The organism is Pirellulales bacterium, assembly GCA_036490175.1.
Lineage (GTDB): Bacteria > Planctomycetota > Planctomycetia > Pirellulales > JACPPG01 > JACPPG01.
Map to the genome: position 1 here is coordinate 1 of DASXEJ010000295.1, position 14646 is coordinate 14646.

Consider the following 14646-nt stretch of genomic DNA (forward strand, 5'->3'; position numbering starts at 1 on the left):
CCAACCTGCCCAAGGATCCGGTGAAGATTCTCGGCGGGCTGGATAAGGAATACGACATCGCCATCCGCCTGTCGGTGCAGAACATCCCCGAGGTGTTCCGTCAGCTGGCGATCGATCAGATCAAGATGGGCGTCGAAGGTAGCCTCGAGCAAGCGCCCGGTGAGAGCGACGAGCAGTACGAGCAGCGCTCGAAGACCACACAGCAACAGTTGGACACGCTGGTCACCACGCTCAACGAGTTGGACGAGGTCACCGTTGGTCTGTCGATCGACGAGGCCGCCCGGCGCACCTATCTAGACCTGTCGATGACCGCTGCCGAGGGAACACCCACCGCCAAGCAGTTCGTGGCGCTGCCGGCTCCTCCCTCGAAGTTTGCCGGTTTCCTCATGCCGGACTCGGTGGCGAACTTGCACATCAACAGCAAGTCGGCGCCCGAGAATACCGACCAGTCGCTGGCGATGCTTGGCTCTTTGCGGACCCAGGTCATGTCGCAACTGGATGACCAAGAACTCGGCAACGAGCAGATCAAAAGCACCGTCAAGGACGTCGTCGGTCAGCTGATGGACGTGCTGCAAGACACCGTCAAGCAAGGCATTTTCAACGGCGGCGCTGTCGTCGTCGGCGATGGCCCGTTCACGCTAGCCGCCGGTGGCCTGATCTCGGACGGCGCCCGCTTGGATGGCGTTGTCAAGAAGCTGGCTGACTTGGCCAAGAGCGACTCGAGCTTTCCTCAAGACGCCCTGAAGCTGAATGCTGATAAGCACAAAGGCATCACTTTCCACACTTTGACAGTTGACGTGCCGAACGACGGCGACGAGAACACCGCGTTGATCAAGAGCCTGATCGGCAACAAGGCCATCATCACCGTGGGTGTCGGTAAGCAAAGTGCGTTTCTGGCCATCGGCGCCAAGGGTCTCGAAACGATCAAGAAGGTCATCGACAAGTCGGAAGGCGTTACGGAGACGACTTCCAAGCCCTTCGAGATGACCGTGGCATTGGCGCCCGTGCTGAAGTTCTTCTCGCAGGAACAGGGTGCCAATCCGATTTTGGGTGCGATGGCAGCCGGCCTGAAAGATGGGGGCAAGGACAAGATCCAATTGACGGCCCAGCCGATCAAGAATGGATACCTGTACCGCCTCGAGGCCGAAGAAGGCATTCTCAAGATCATCGGCTCGGCAGCCAAGTTGGTCGCCGCGCAAGGTGGTTTGGGCGCGTTCTAGCTTTTGGCCCCGCAAGGGAGAAAGTAGCCATCGGTCGTCCGAACTCGCCAAGGGTCGGGCGAATAGGTTGAAAAACGTTACGGCACCGGTTTCCTGCGGGAGACCGGTGCCGTTTTTATTTTGTTTCGGCAACAACAACTCTCTCCGGGCCGACGGCCCCCTGTAGTTTCCAGCTAGACCGCGGTACGCTAGAGTATCAACACCACGGGTGGCAAATGCGGGTCGCCATGTCGACGGCCCTGCGAACCAACCACCCCGCGTGGCAGCAGGCGGTGCCGGAAGAACCACTTTCGACCAGGATCTTGGGATGCCAATCGTCAACTTCGTCAACGAAAAAAAGCAAGTTCAGATGCCCGAGGGAGCCAACCTTCGCGCCGAAGCGATGAAGGCTGGAATCAAGCTCTACGGCGGGCTCAACGGTTACGGGGCGAAAATCAACGAGGTCATCAATTGCCACGGCTTCGGCCACTGCGGCACCTGCCGCGTGTTGATTACCAAGGGGGCCCAGAACGCCAGCCCGATGGGCCTGGTAGAAACGATTACCTGCAAGTACAACCCCCTCTCGCCAGCCCTGTTTGCCTTCATCGGCAATGAGGATACCATGCGTCTGGCTTGCCGTACCAAGGTGATGGGAGACATGGATGTGGTGACCCGTCCGCCCCTGAATCTGACCGGCGACAGCTTCTTTGCTTGAGCGAATTGCCGCTGGGCGTTACGGGGACTCGCGCCGTGCCGCCGGCGACGACGTGCTGGAATCAGGTGAGCCTGTGACGCTGGATGAACCGTGAAGCCAGGTGACATGTGAAGCAAGTCGTCGCCATCGTTAAGCCCTATCTCGTCGAGAAGGTGCTGGAAGGGCTCAAGCGGGCACCGCTCGAAGCCGTCAGCGTCCGCGAGGTGAAAGGCTACGGGCGGCAGAAGAACTATCTCGACCAATACGCCGGCAGCGAGTACTCGCTCGCGTTTCTTCCCAAGGTCGAAATCCATTTGTGGGTCGACGACGCGCGTGTCGAAGAAATCACACGACGGATCGTCGAAGTCGCCCGCACCGGGCGCATGGGGGACGGCAAGATCTTCGTCCTTCCTGCCGTGGCCTGCGAGCGAGTAATCGATATTGGCAAGGCCAGCACGAAGAGAAAGTGACGACGCGTGCCGAGCCTGTCGATGGCGGTTCAGTGTTCAGCTGAACTCGCACTGCGCCTCAGTCCAGCCAATCCTGATCGGCGAGGCGCGCCGGCACGTACTCCTCAGAGACATAGCTGATGTTCTTCGAGATCAACGACTCGACTTCCAGCTTGAAGCCATTGTCCAGCATCCGGCCGATCTCTTTTTGCCAGGACTTCTTGTTCGCAAACCAAGGATACTCGGCGATTTGCTTGGCCCGTTTTCTGTCATTGTCGTTCAGATTGATCTTTACGCTGTTCGATAGTTGACAGCGCTCGAAGTCGATCGACCGCAGACCCAAGTAGCGGGCGTCGGGGATCGCCATCCGCTTCGACTCGAAGGCCAGGTTGATCGAGCCCTGCTTGAGCACGCTGTAGATGTAATACCCCCAGGGGTCGTTATCCAGCAGGCAATAGATGGGAAGTTTCAGCTCGTTGTGCAGCCGGTAGAGCATCCGTCGCACCCCTCGCGTAGGCTGACCGGCACCATGTGTGAGCAGGCAATTGTGCTTTTTCCAGAACTTGTCTTCGTTGAAGCGTTGCCAGACCGTTCCCTTTTCGACGTGCAGGATGAACTTGGCCTCGCACTTCTTGAACTGGATCACCTCCGGCTCGACGATCGACGGGATACTGTAGCCGCCAGAGCCCATTCGCGAGCAATCGATCTCGTCGCCCTTATCGATGAGCGTGATCGGGCCGACCATGTCACCACGCTTCTCGGCGTACAGGTGCAACTCCTCGCGTAACGCGTCGATCGCCACTTCCACGTCTTCGATGATCGTGTCCGACTCGGACTGCTCGTCAAACGTCTCTTCCTTGACTCCTTCGATCGTATGCTTATTGAGGTAAAACAAACCTCGCAGGCTGGTGGTCTTGCCCTGGTCAATCAGCTGCTTACAGCCGCTGGCCACGAGCATGGTCTGCATGTAGGCCTTGGCCTGCGACAGGTTGAACAGCTGGCGGCGGTTCGTGTTCGAACCCATCTCGAGGAATCGCTTGCTCTTGTTGTACCTGACGTTCGACAGCGCGCGAGCCGGGATATCGAGATGCGGATCGCGTTTGCGCTCGGCACTCTGGGCGACGACGTCTGCCATGCCAACCAGTTGGCCCATGGTCTTCTTGTCGCGCTCGTTCAGTGATACCGACTTGGCGGTGGTCGTAGCGCCGGCGGTGCGGCGAGCGGGGCGTTTGGCCATATTGATGGATGCGTTAGGGCAAAGGGGTTATTTGCGTTTCTTCGGTTTGTCAGACGCAGCGGCAGGGCCGTCGGCCGGAGCTGCGGCGGCTGGCGGTGCGGCCGGCGTGGCGCCAGCCGTCAGTCCCTTCGGTTCTACGATCAGCACGTTCGCGCCGAAATCTTCTTCCTGGTCCTCGACAACCGCCTTACCGCGCTCGTCGAGCGTTACGTCGGCCTCGGCGGTTTTCTTCTTCGCCACGGCCACCAGTTGTTCGTAAAGGGTCTGTTTGTCCGCGCCGTTAATCGTTTCGACAGCCTGGGCGACCTCGCCCAGATAACGGAGGAAAATGTTGCGGCGCTCGCCCTCTTGCTTTACCCGCAGGCGCCGGCGCATGTACATGCCAAGCTTGCGGCCGACGGATTGCAGCGCCAGCCGCAGCTCTTTCTGAATTTCGGGATAGCCGGCCACGGCCTCTTTCGACTCGCTCGTAAAAGGAACCCATACGCTGGCCATGTGAATCATCACCGTCACAGGGCCCGATGGGAGCGAGCCGCGCGACTGACTCAGCCCATAACTTCGCCAGTTCATTTGCAAAATTGACTGCGTAATGGCGCAGGCTGCCGGCTGAAATTGTAACGGGACGCGATTTGCGTAACGCAGCACGTTCATGGTCTGGCCGTCTTCGACGTTCACGCTGCGCAATGTCTCGTGCAGGTGGGCAATGTCCTTGGCTTTGAGTTTGCCCGGCGTGACACGCGTTCCCAGTCCGGCCTCGGCCAGCGTGCGATCGGCCGCATCGGCGCCAAAGCCACTGAACGTGTTGATCAGAAACTGTCGTAGCGTGCGGGCGTCGCTTTCGGCCAATAGCTCCGTGAGCGTTTCCAGCGGCACCTTTTGGGCGGTAGACGCGCCGCCATAGGCCAGACCGACTTCGATCTGAAACGGGTTGCCGCGGTACACCGCCGGTGGGCGAGTAAAGGCCACATAGAACTCGGCTGGCACCACGTGGTGCAGCCCCTTCAACAGCCGGTCTTCGCCGATCGGCGACAAACAATCCGTCGCCGGCGCGCTGATTTTTGTTTGCTGGATCGCCTGGAAGAGCGAATCGGATTCGTGCCGGCCGATCTTGTGGGGATGCGCGCGGACAGACACCTTGGCTGTTTCGCAAATCTTGCGCGCCACGCTGGAACTGACGCGCGAAAAGCTGCCAGTCAGAAATTGCGACAGCGTGGGCACCTTTGTGTCCTTGAGCATCGTGCCCAGCATCCCCAGCTCGATGCCATAGGGATGCGGCTTGATCTCTTTCGGCTCGACCGGCAGCGCTTCGGACGAACGTACATAATCGTGCGACTGCCCTTCAGGGTCGAGGTAATGCAGCGTCGCGTGCGGGTTCGAGATGGCCGTCTGTTCCAGGTAATCGTCAACGCTGCCGCGGCCGCGCGTGTAGCGAGCCTCGAGCTCGATCGTGACCCGCGTGCCGTTGTCCTGCTCGATCCACTCGATGCCGTGCTTCTCGATGACCTTCTTGCCGGTCTCGCCAGGCGGAATGTCGACACCTTCGCCCTTGCCGTTGAGAATCTCGGGCTTGTTCTTCTTGGTATCGATCTGAATCTCGAAATAGTGGGCCGGCTTGCGCTGAGAAACCTTCGAGATGATCTTCACCGGCTTACCGGTGGTCAGCACGCCGTACATGCCGGCGGCACTAATGCCAATGCCTTGCTGGCCGCGGCTCATGCGGAGGCGATGAAACTTCGAGCCGTACAGCAGCTTGCCGAAAATATTGGCGATCTGCGCCTTCAAAATACCCGGCCCGTTGTCCTGAATGCCGACCTTGAATCGCGTGGGGCCGGTTTGCTCGATATGGACCCAAACCTCGGGCAGGATGCCGGCTTCTTCGCAGGCATCCAGCGAGTTATCCACGGCCTCTTTGACCGTAGTGAGCAGGGCTTTGCGGGGGTTGTCGAAACCCAGCAGATGCCGATTCTTGGCGAAGAACTCGCTCACCGAGATATCGCGCTGGCTGGCGGCCATCGACTCGGCCGTGGCCCGGCGGCGCCCTCCGGCCGGTTTGGCCGCGCGGCCGTTCGACGTGGGTGCCTCGGCAGCGTGACCATTGGTCTCGGCCAAGTCATCAGACGTCTCGGAGACGCCGGCTTCGCCGTTCGAGGGAGGGGCTTCAGAGGATGATCTGGTCTTCACGCGTGCCAACACTGACCTCCGCCGTGCGCGGGACTGAACGTGTGGGAAGATGGGCCGGTGCCGGAGACTTTCCGGCCTGTGTCGATCGTGCCGGATTTCGGGTTTCCGGACTGGCTTGACGGTAGCGATTATACCGGTTGTCGGGGGTCAGTCCCAGGCAGGTTTGTCCTTACCAGCCGCAGACTTCCGTCGATTGCGAAATCCCGCATACAAAGACTAACCCAGAAATGCGCGCGCGGCCGAGATTGTTGTTGGGTTGAACGAGTGGCACGCCTTGCGGCACTGCAACCTTCGGCCCGTCGCCTGGTGGTCATTCCCGCGTCCGCCGGCATTCGATACGACGCCTACCTGTGACCCCAGGAAGGAGCTACCCGCCCATGTATCTTCCCGCCTCGCGTACCCGTCTGCTTTTGGCCGCGGCTGTGATCACACTGGCCGGCGCGATTGATGGCACAGCGACGTCGGCCTCGGACGGCCTGCTCGCACCCCGTCCGCGCTACGACTTGTTTTACAACTACTATGCCGGGCCCAGTGTGAACGGCGGACAGCCCGCCCAGTTGTACGTCTCCCCCCGTCCTACGCCTCCGTTCGTGGGACACACCTACATCACGTACCAGCCCCTGCTGCCGCACGAGTTCATGTACAAGCATTGCCGGGTCTATGCTCGCTACAACGTCACCGACTGTGGCGCCACGAAGACCAAGGTTTGCTGGTGGTAACTTTTGCGGCGGTAGAAGCTCCTTGCCCGACCGTGCCGCGCGGCGGGAAGGAGAGTGGAAAGGATTCCATTGACCCATGACCCGATATTGCACGTTGTTGGCGTTAGTCCTGGCGACTAACGCACTATTGCCTGCTTCGATCGCTGTTGCCATTCATCCGTACGGCTGCCAAGGCAGGTATTGCTGCGGAGCGCCATCGTGTGGCAAGCCGCCATGCTGCTTGTGTTGCCAGGCATACGCAGCCTACCGCGCGAGCCAAACCAACTGGCATGGCAACTACTATGACGTGGCTTGGGGCGGACCGGTGCCGCTCGTATGTCCGCCGAATGCCGGATACCAGACCAAATGGGCTTGGGGTGTAGGCAACACCCAAGTCGTACCGATTAGCCACCAATTCGGGCGTAGTTATCCAGGCCCGGGCGCAGGTGGCGGAGCTGCCTTCCTACCGACACCGATCTGGCCAAATTCCACCGACCAGTTTGGCGTCTACTACGTTCGCGGTCCCTGGTAATCACCAAGACCCGAACGCCTGCCCAGATCATCCCGCCTCGGACGAAACAGGGCGACCCGACCAATATTCCCCGGTCGGGCCGCCCTGTGTTTTTTGACGGCGGACTCCTAAGAGCCGCACGATCTGATTTCCCTCGCCGTTTCTTGGTGCAAGGAATCGGCGATCATGCCGCCTGCGATCACTTCGCCAAGGCGGCTTCGATCGCCTGTACGACTTCCGCCGCGTCTGGCGAGATCTTGGGCGCGAACCGATTGACGACGTTCCCGTCGCGGTCGAGCAGGAACTTTTCGAAGTTCCACTTAATGTCCCCTGCGAAGTTTGGATCGGTCTGCGCCGACGTCAGGAACTTGTACAGCGGGCACTGACCGTCTCCCTTGACCACGACCTTGGAGAACATGTCGAACTTCACGCCGTACTTGGTCGTGCAGAATTCCGAAATCTCGGTATCCGTACCAGGCTCTTGCCCGGCGAATTCATTGGCGGGAAAGCCGAGAATCGCCAGACCCTTGTCGGCGTACTTCTCGTGCAATTTTTCCAAGCTGGTGTACTGAGGGGTAAGGCCGCACTTGCTGGCCACGTTGACGATCAGCACGACCTTGCCCTGATACTTCGACAGGTCGACGGGCTTGCCGTCCAGGCTCTTCATCTGAAAGTCGAGGGCGGGTGCCACTTTTTCTACTCCTTGGACCTGGCCGGCCGGCGCGACAACAATCGCAAAAGCAACCAGCAGGGCCGCCGACAAAGCAATCGTTCGAGGCATGGTGAGATTCTCTCCTTGTTAGGTTGAACAGGCGGGAATACGTCCGCGACCGGTTCGCGGAGCGGGGAAACTGTCTGCCAAGTGGCCGACTAGCGGCCGCGCCGGGCAACGCATTGAACATATACGCAGCCCAACGGAATCGGGATTCGCCAGACGAAAAACTTCCCAATCCCCGAGGGCGTTATGAGTGTAACCCCCCGCCGGGGGTTTGGCCAGCAAACGCCACCATCCGCACGATACCCTGCGAGACCGATCCCGAGACGTGTGAAATTGCCGTTTAGTCCCGCTTCGTTTTCACAAAAAGGACCGCCCGCGTGCTATGTCCTTTTTCTTGTGCTCTGGTAACAAGGTGCTTACCATAGCTTCCAGGCGGCTTTCCTTGCTCTCGTGCCGTAACGGTAATTGGGACGGCCTAACTCCGAGCACGCTACTCACTCCTTCGCATATCGCGATTCGTGCAGGGTGCCGCTGGGCAACCAGCTTGGCCATTTCTTTTGCTTTGGTTGCGTGCCTGATTAATGACTGTCGACGCGCGCGGGCCGCTGCGACAGGCGCCCGAATTTGCCAAGACATGGGGATATTGTGCCGTACCGCAATCTTATTTTCTGCTTGTGCGCCCTGATGTGCATCGACGCCGATGCCACCGCGACAACATTGCAGCTTTACAACGGCAACGACCTGAACGGCTTTACGGTTCACGGACCGGCGACGTGGTCCGGCGCCGGTGGAATCCTGCAGAATACTTCGATTGCCGACGACCAGAGCTACCTGACCTATGACACGCCGCTACCATCGGATTCGTTCTTCTTGCAGGTTCAGGTGGCCGTGCTGGAGGGAATGCGTTTTCGGCTGCACGAAGTGTTCGACCAGCTGTACATCGGAAACGAAGGATTCATTCCCCAGTTCGAGATCTATGGAAGCCAACTGACGAACTCTCAACAGTTGGCGGACGATTCTTACGTTCCCGACGTCTTTTATGCGCTTCGGCTTGAGAAAGATGCTGACGGCGCAGTTCGGCTTTACCAAGACGGCGTGCTGACGCATACCGGCGAGGTGGGGACCTTACCCGACCTCAACATCACGATCCTGGCCGGCGACGGATTTAGCCCAGGCATGATCCAAATTACGTCGCTAATTTACGGCACTCCGGTTCCCGAGCCTGCGGCGGTCGTGTTGGCCGCACTCGGTGGGCTCGCGCTACTCGCGCGTCGCCGTCGGCGCTAACGAGAATCGTGGCGAACGGCGTCAACCTGCGATGCCGGAAGTCGCAGGTATCTGTCCGGGCTGGCCATCAAGACCGCCGGAGGCTTCGAACAGCAGCAATGCCTGGCGAACGGCAGCCACATTGTGAACGCGAACGACCTGCACGCCCTGGCGGGCTAAAGAGAGCGCCACGCCGATGGTTCCGGCCGTGCGGTCGGCTTGCTTGTCGCCAATAATCTTGCCAATAAAGCCCTTACGCGAATGGCCGACTAACACCGGCTGCCCGAGCGTGTGCAGGCTTCCACAGGCGGCCAGCAATGCCAGGCTGTGCGTGTCGGTCTTGCCAAACCCAATGCCGGGATCGACGGCAATTCGTGCGGCGTCGATGCCGGCCGCGACCAGTGCGTCGCGCCGCGTGCGCAGGTAGGCCCTGACTTCGGCCACGACATCGTCGTAGCGCGGATCATCCTGCATGGTTTGCGGAGTGCCGCGCATGTGCATGGCGCAAATCCCGGCGCCGGTCTCCAACGCCAGCGGCACCATGTCCGGATCGCCTGTTAACGCCGTAATGTCGTTGACGATTTCGGCGCCGGCCGCCAATGACTCGCGCGCCACAAGCGCCTTCCAGGTATCGATCGACACAGGGACGCTCGTCGCTTCTGCCACGGCGCTCACGACGGGCAGCACGCGCCGCAGCTCTTCGCGCGCGTCGATCGGTGCGGCATAAGGGCGCGAGCTCTCGCCGCCCATGTCGAGCAGGTCCGCTCCGTCGGCAGCCAATTGCAAAGCATGGTCGACTGCGGCGCTCGTCGCGAGAAACTGTCCGCCGTCCGAGAAGCTATCGGGCGTTACATTGACGATGCCCATCACCAGCGGACGCAGCGGTAAGCCGAGCATCCGTGACTTCAATCGCCAGCTTCGGGCGCGGCCGGGAATTTGGCCAGGATAGACGGGCGAAGGATCGGCGTTCATCACGCCGAGCTTACCACGGCGTCTCCATCATGGAAACGACCTGATATGCGATCCGGGTGATCACGTCTTGCTGTCCAGTGGCGATCGACTGGCCGACTTCCGGAACGACGCTGGACGTTTGGTTCAGATTCGCCACCGTGCCAGGGAGCGGCACTTTTTGCGATTGGGCCAACAGTGCGCCCTGGCGGTCGAGCCAGGTGACCTCGATGAAGAATTCGATCTGGGATTCGCGCGGCTCGTCCGTCGGGGCCTCGACGATGATCCGCTTGGTGTCGTTGAGCAGCCGTCCCGAGAGGACGCTGTCGGCGTTGGGATTGTTGACGACTTTGTACTTGGTGCGTTTCTCGATTTCCTTGCACACGGATTCGGTAATCCGCTCGGCTAGGTCCTTGCGGTAGCTGTCCGATTGGAACATCGGAACGTAGATGGTCTGGATATCGCTTGGGAAGAGCGATTCCGAACCAAAACGATATTGCGCACAACCGCATACCACCGTACACAGCAAGACAGCTGCCCACGCCCGCCGCGATTTGTGGCGGCTACTGCCGGCGGCGACATCCTGGGGCAATATGGCGTGAGAAATCATCGCTGATCCTGTGGCTGGCGAGCCACGGCCGAAGGTCCTTGCGGTGCGGTCGTCGGCGGTTGGCCGGCCATGAACGGCTGGTCTGGCGCCGTCGGTGGTGAGCCGGCGGGCGCCGCGGGGTTGCCCGCAGGCGCGGGCGCGACCGGCGCACGGCGGAACTTGGAGGCGATCCACTCGATTTCGTTCTTCGGGTCTTGCGGCTTGTCTTTAACCTCCTCGATGCGATTCTTGGCCAGATCGGCGAACTTGCTTTGTGGGTATTGCTTGACGACTTCGTTGTAGTAGTACTTAGCGGCCGTGTAATGTCGCGTCGTGTGATAGAACTCGCCCAACGACCAATCACGTTCCGCAAGCTGAGCGTCGATGTTCCTCAGCGTCTGTTGAATATTTTCGCGTTCGTTCGGCACTTGCGCGGCAAATTGCGTTTGCAGCAGATGGCCCAGCTTCTTGGCATCCTGTAGCGGCTTGGCATCGTAATGCGGGCCTTGATACGAACGGAGCTTGGACTGCATGCCCAGCAAAATGGCCTGAGCCTGGAATTCGCTTTGCGGAAACTCGGTCCGCATCAGGTCGTAATGGTACGCCGCGTCTTCCCAGCGCCCCTTGAGAAAAAGGGTGTTGGCCGTTGCCATCGTGGCATCGTCGGCCAATGGTCCGGTGGGGTCGTCCATGCGGATGCTTTCGTAGATGGCCACCGTGTTGCTAGTAGTATCCCAAAAGGGCATCGACTTGTCTTTGAAATTGAACGTCGAAACCGGGTTCTCCTTGTCACGTTGCTCCCAATAGCGACCGATGGCAAATCGTCGTTTGACGATCATGTCGAGGTAGCGCGAGTTCTCGTATTTCTTGATCAACTTCGTATAGGAATTGCTCGCCCTCGGATAGCGATCGAGTTGATAGTAGGATTCGCCGATCATGTACAAAGCGTCTTCCTGCAGCGGCGAATCGGGCCAGCGGTCGGCGGCAACCTTGTATCGCTTGAGCGCCTCTTCGTAATTGCCTTCGCGGAACGCCAAATCGGCTTCGTTGTAGTTGTGGCGCGCGATTTCTTCGTCGGGCCCGCGCCCGGACAGAATCTTGAATTTTTCGCCCACGCGCTTCGGCGCCGTCGCCTCGGTCATGCGTTCAAACCAATTCAGCTTCGGCGGCTCTTTGTCCAACAAGGTAGGGTCGACATCGGCCGGATCGTAGTTGTACGGGCCTGGTGTCGTGGCCGTGGTCGTCGCAGGTGCAGCGGCCGCCGCCGGATTGGCGGCAACCGGTGAGTAGGGCGTCAGAGGGCCCTCGACCGACGTAATCTGCTTCGTGCTGGTGCATCCGCACAGCGCGCAGAGCGCTACCACGAGCAGTGCCGTCAGGTACTTGTGGAAAACACCGTGCATGCCGACTTCCGTGTCCACTACTACCGGTACATTCTCAATCCCCTGCGCCGTTGCAGGCGCTCGAGGCGTGCGGGCCATTGCTGGCAGATTGTCACTCCTCTGCGGACCACACCCCTCCCACCGGAGAAGGGGTACATAAGCATCGCGTCTAAGTCGCCTTCGTCGCCAGGTAACTGTGCATGCGCAGTTTTTTTCCCAACAGGTTGCACATGTATTGATTCATCAGGCCGCGCAGCTCGCCAGCGATCGCACGCTCGAGCGGCTGGTTTTGCCCGCCGTCGTTCTGAGGGTCCGCCAATTTCTGCAGCGCCGTCAGTGCCGCCGCGCTGACGGAAACAATTTGTCTCTTACCAGGTCGGCACGTCGTGCATAACACTCCTCCCGCCAATTGACCAAACGACACACGCGACGTGGCTGCGATCAGTCGGCCGCACTCTGCGCAATTCGCCAGCGCAGGTTGGTGACCCAGGATTCGTAGCGCCGTCATTTCCCACCGCAAAACGACACCATCCACGGGCCCAATCCTTTGCGCCAGCGCGACGAGTGTTTCGTCAGCGGCATCAAAGAGATCGGGTTGTGGATCAGAATCGTCGGTGAGTTCGTTCAGCAATTCAGCGACGTAGTAGCCCGCATACAGATTTGACAGGTCGTGATTCGCCGGCCGAAAGCGCCGCTCAAGCTTGGCTTCGGTCAGCAAATCGAGGGCTTCGGACGATTTGCGGAGGAAGACTAGCCGACACAACGACAGCAGGTCAAGGGCAGACTCGAACGGACCCTTGGGCCGTCGGGCTCCCTTGGCCAGCCCGCGTATCTTGCCGAAATCGCGGGTAAATAGCGTAACTACGCTGCTGGATTCGCTGAACTCAACCACCCGTAATACCAGCGCGAGCGTCTTTTCCGCAGACATGGTGGCTTACGCTGTTTCACGCTCTGGAGGGATCGAGCACTTCGATCCGCACACGTTCGATTCGCCGGCGAGTCACGTCGATGACGGTCAAGCGAACGTCATCAACGGTGATCGTCTCACCCACGGCGGGGATATGACCAAGATGGCTGAAGACGAAGCCGCCGATGGTGTCAAAGTCGCCATCGTCTGGCAGGTGAGTCCCTAGCCGTTCGTTGACTTCGTCGATGCGTACGCGGGCGAGCGCCTCGGCCGTGCGGTCGTCGATGCTTTTGATGACTTCCAAGTCGTCCTCGTCGTACTCGTCGACGATTTCGCCGACAATTTCTTCCAGGACGTCTTCGATCGTGACCACGCCCGATACGCCCCCGAACTCGTCGAGGACCACCGCCATATGGTTGCGGTTCTGCTGGAACTCTTGCAGCAATTCGTCCAGCCGCTTGGACTCGGGCACGAATGCCGCCGGCCGCAACAGCTCCACGACATTTGCCGCGCGGCTTTCCGGCGACTTCATCAACTCCGGCAAAAGGTCCTTCATGTGCAGGATGCCGATGATGTCGTCCCGATTCTTGTCGAACACCGGAATCCGCGTATGACCGGAAGAAATCGCGAACCTGACAGCCTCTTCCAGCGACAAGCTCGCTCGCATCGAAAGCATGTACGTTCGTGGGGTCATTACCTGGGCCACTTCGGCATCGCCCAATTGGATGACTCCCTCGATCATTTCCCGCGCGTCTTCTTCCAGCAAGCCATCGCGATGGCCATCGGCCAACAGCGCGCGGGCGTCCCCTTCGAGCGTTTGATCCGAGTGTGTTGTGGGTCGGCGACCTGCAGCCTTCAGCGTCAGTCGCTCGATCTGCTGCGCCGCGATGACCAACGGAGCCAGCACGTGGCTCACTGAGCGCCACAGGGGCCAAGTCGCAATGACAAACGTAGTTCCCCAAACCCGCGCCACGGTCGCCGGGATCCAGGCGTCTGCGATGACGAGCAGCAGCCCGGCCGAAATTGCCACTGCCGCGAACTGTGTCCATCGGCTGCTTTCAGCCAACGCCGGCCAACTGAACAAAATCATGGCCAGGGCAGAAACGAATATCGCCTGACAGATCAACAGCAGACATTCGGCCCCCAGCGCCACCCGATGCTGCCCGAGCATGATCTCTCGCGCCAGAGGCTCGCATTTTCGTCGACGGCAGGCTTCGTCCAATTCGGGGCGCGATAAGCCGCGCAGCGAACGCGCGCCGGTCGCAGCAGAGCCGCCGACCAACAGGCTGGCGACGGCCCACAAGATTGTGGTGCCAGAGGTCACGGGAGGCATCCTTCCGCGAGCGGTTGCGGCATCTTCCCGCATGTGTCGGCGGCCGGCGGCGCGGAGTCGCGCACCGGGTGACTCAGACCGAACAGGGCCAGATAGCGAGTCTCTTCCATGCGCATGCGGGCGGCGTCGGTCGCCGTGTGGTCGTCGTAGCCGATTAAGTGCAGCGACCCGTGAATGACGTAGAGCAGCAGTTCATCCTCGGCCGACCAGCCATACTGCGGTGCCGTGTCGGCCGCCATGTCGCCGCTGACGATAATCTCGCCGCCGAGGCTCTCCTGGTCGTCTTCGAGTACGAAGCTGAGAACGTCCGTCGGATAGTCGTGGTCCAGGTAGCGGCGGTTCAAGGTATGGATCGTGGCGTTATCGACCACGGCGAGGCTTATCGTGGCGCGCTGCCGGCTGCCGGAACCGACGACGGCGGCAATCGCCGTTCGCAAGCGCTCCTCGTCAATCGGCACGCGGGTCTGCTCGTCGGTGACGTCGATGTGAATCACGGGCCGATAAAGTAAGCAGTGTTAGTGAGGCTCGCAAAAC

15 protein-coding genes are annotated in these 14646 nt (G+C 60.2%); 6 read left to right on the forward strand and 9 right to left on the reverse strand.

Translation table 11 applies throughout. The features are described 5' to 3' along the window. The 3 genes from VGG64_22180 to VGG64_22190 form a co-directional block, all read left to right on the forward strand. Window positions 1–1220 (forward strand): hypothetical protein (locus tag VGG64_22180; GenBank protein HEY1602326.1); only part of this gene is annotated, 1220 nt, incomplete at its 5' end. Window positions 1221–1527: 307 nt separating this feature from the next. After that, window positions 1528–1914, forward strand: a complete 387-nt coding sequence (locus VGG64_22185; protein HEY1602327.1) for a ferredoxin — start codon at window positions 1528–1530, stop codon at window positions 1912–1914. Between the two features lie 107 nt (window positions 1915–2021). Further along, the gene (locus tag VGG64_22190) at window positions 2022–2363 is read left to right on the forward strand and encodes a P-II family nitrogen regulator (protein ID HEY1602328.1); all 342 of its coding nucleotides are present in this window, start codon (window positions 2022–2024) and stop codon (window positions 2361–2363) included. A gap of 58 nt (window positions 2364–2421) precedes the next feature. Here VGG64_22190 and VGG64_22195 read toward each other — a convergent pair whose 3' ends face one another. Then, window positions 2422–3579, reverse strand: coding sequence for a DNA topoisomerase IV subunit A (locus tag VGG64_22195; protein HEY1602329.1), 1158 nt, complete (start codon window positions 3577–3579; stop codon window positions 2422–2424). 27 nt (window positions 3580–3606) lie between these two features. Continuing rightward, window positions 3607–5760, reverse strand: a complete 2154-nt coding sequence (locus VGG64_22200) for a DNA topoisomerase VI subunit B (GenBank protein HEY1602330.1) — start codon at window positions 5758–5760, stop codon at window positions 3607–3609. Between the two features lie 377 nt (window positions 5761–6137). Between VGG64_22200 and VGG64_22205 the strand changes: the two genes are divergently transcribed. Next, entirely contained in the window at window positions 6138–6479 is a 342-nt protein-coding gene (locus VGG64_22205) for a hypothetical protein (GenBank protein HEY1602331.1), read from the forward strand. 76 nt (window positions 6480–6555) lie between these two features. Further along, the gene (locus VGG64_22210; GenBank protein HEY1602332.1) at window positions 6556–6990 is read left to right on the forward strand and encodes a hypothetical protein; all 435 of its coding nucleotides are present in this window, start codon (window positions 6556–6558) and stop codon (window positions 6988–6990) included. Window positions 6991–7168: 178 nt separating this feature from the next. Here the strand turns inward: VGG64_22210 and VGG64_22215 are convergent, their stop codons facing one another. Next, on the reverse strand, window positions 7169–7750 hold the full coding sequence (locus VGG64_22215; GenBank protein ID HEY1602333.1) for a glutathione peroxidase: 582 nt from the start codon (window positions 7748–7750) through the stop codon (window positions 7169–7171). Between the two features lie 621 nt (window positions 7751–8371). Here VGG64_22215 and VGG64_22220 point away from each other — a divergent pair. Then, a complete protein-coding gene (locus VGG64_22220; GenBank protein ID HEY1602334.1) occupies window positions 8372–8974 on the forward strand; it encodes a PEP-CTERM sorting domain-containing protein in 603 nt (200 codons plus the stop codon). 21 nt (window positions 8975–8995) lie between these two features. On the opposite strand, the gene folP is transcribed toward VGG64_22220, so the two are convergent. The 6 genes from folP to ybeY all read right to left on the reverse strand — a co-directional run bounded on the left by folP (window position 8996) and on the right by ybeY (window position 14606). Then, complete coding sequence (gene folP / locus VGG64_22225; GenBank protein ID HEY1602335.1) at window positions 8996–9925, reverse strand: dihydropteroate synthase; 930 nt, start codon at window positions 9923–9925, stop codon at window positions 8996–8998. Between the two features lie 10 nt (window positions 9926–9935). Further along, the gene (locus tag VGG64_22230; GenBank protein HEY1602336.1) at window positions 9936–10511 is read right to left on the reverse strand and encodes an LptE family protein; all 576 of its coding nucleotides are present in this window, start codon (window positions 10509–10511) and stop codon (window positions 9936–9938) included. Further along, window positions 10508–11893, reverse strand: coding sequence for a tetratricopeptide repeat protein (locus tag VGG64_22235; protein HEY1602337.1), 1386 nt, complete (start codon window positions 11891–11893; stop codon window positions 10508–10510). The genes VGG64_22230 and VGG64_22235 overlap by 4 nt, the downstream gene beginning before the upstream one ends. A gap of 148 nt (window positions 11894–12041) precedes the next feature. Continuing rightward, on the reverse strand, window positions 12042–12800 hold the full coding sequence (recO, locus tag VGG64_22240; protein ID HEY1602338.1) for a DNA repair protein RecO: 759 nt from the start codon (window positions 12798–12800) through the stop codon (window positions 12042–12044). Between the two features lie 16 nt (window positions 12801–12816). After that, window positions 12817–14103 (reverse strand): hemolysin family protein, encoded by a 1287-nt coding sequence (locus VGG64_22245; protein ID HEY1602339.1) that lies wholly within the window; start codon window positions 14101–14103, stop codon window positions 12817–12819. Continuing rightward, complete coding sequence (gene ybeY / locus VGG64_22250) at window positions 14100–14606, reverse strand: rRNA maturation RNase YbeY (GenBank protein ID HEY1602340.1); 507 nt, start codon at window positions 14604–14606, stop codon at window positions 14100–14102. The genes VGG64_22245 and ybeY overlap by 4 nt, the downstream gene beginning before the upstream one ends. Between the last annotated feature and the right edge of the window lie 40 nt (window positions 14607–14646).

Excerpts from the sequence above, each read along its gene's own strand:
- VGG64_22195 (HEY1602329.1), bottom strand. The coding sequence starts at position 3,579 with ATGGCCAAACGCCCCGCTCGCCGCACCGCCGGCGCTACGACCACCGCC.
- folP (HEY1602335.1), bottom strand. The coding sequence starts at position 9,925 with ATGAACGCCGATCCTTCGCCCGTCTATCCTGGCCAAATTCCCGGCCGC.
- VGG64_22215 (HEY1602333.1), bottom strand. The coding sequence starts at position 7,750 with ATGCCTCGAACGATTGCTTTGTCGGCGGCCCTGCTGGTTGCTTTTGCG.
- recO (HEY1602338.1), bottom strand. The coding sequence starts at position 12,800 with ATGTCTGCGGAAAAGACGCTCGCGCTGGTATTACGGGTGGTTGAGTTC.
- VGG64_22220 (HEY1602334.1), top strand. The coding sequence starts at position 8,372 with ATGTGCATCGACGCCGATGCCACCGCGACAACATTGCAGCTTTACAAC.
- VGG64_22185 (HEY1602327.1), top strand. The coding sequence starts at position 1,528 with ATGCCAATCGTCAACTTCGTCAACGAAAAAAAGCAAGTTCAGATGCCC.
- VGG64_22205 (HEY1602331.1), top strand. The coding sequence starts at position 6,138 with ATGTATCTTCCCGCCTCGCGTACCCGTCTGCTTTTGGCCGCGGCTGTG.
- VGG64_22210 (HEY1602332.1), top strand. The coding sequence starts at position 6,556 with ATGACCCGATATTGCACGTTGTTGGCGTTAGTCCTGGCGACTAACGCA.
- VGG64_22230 (HEY1602336.1), bottom strand. The coding sequence starts at position 10,511 with ATGATTTCTCACGCCATATTGCCCCAGGATGTCGCCGCCGGCAGTAGC.
- VGG64_22235 (HEY1602337.1), bottom strand. The coding sequence starts at position 11,893 with ATGCACGGTGTTTTCCACAAGTACCTGACGGCACTGCTCGTGGTAGCG.